The organism is Paraburkholderia sp. SIMBA_054 (assembly GCF_046534875.1).
Lineage (GTDB): Bacteria > Pseudomonadota > Gammaproteobacteria > Burkholderiales > Burkholderiaceae > Paraburkholderia > Paraburkholderia hospita.
The window spans coordinates 1-309 of the sequence record NZ_JAWRXV010000488.1 but is presented as its reverse complement, the minus strand read 5'-3'; the positions used below and the strand labels follow the sequence as shown (position 1 = coordinate 309).

General features: G+C 35.0%; 1 protein-coding gene. It reads left to right on the top strand.

Annotated features, from left to right (window positions below; translation table 11 throughout):
* Positions 1–94: 94 nt before the first annotated feature.
* Positions 95–309: hypothetical protein (locus SB822_RS56015; protein ID WP_410858969.1), on the top strand; the 215-nt coding region annotated here is incomplete at its 3' end.

The following is a 309-nucleotide window of genomic DNA, read 5'->3' as shown; positions in this document are numbered from 1 at the left end:
ATTAGAGCGGGAGAATGGCCTGAAAAAGAAACTGCTCACTAAATTTCTAATTCGTACTTCCTTTAGAATTGAATATGCACTTACTGTTAGATGGATGGATATCAAGAAAGTTGATGGTGAATTGTATAAAGTTGAAGCGTTGAACAAGGGTTCGTATGTAGTTTCAACTGGCCTTCATGAAAATTTTTTGAATGAGCTGCAACAATTAAAAAAACAAAACAGCATGGATAACGATTTAGTATTTGGTGGATTGACATCAAGATCTTACAGAGAATCGTTCAACAGAGCTTTGGATAGATTAGGAATACC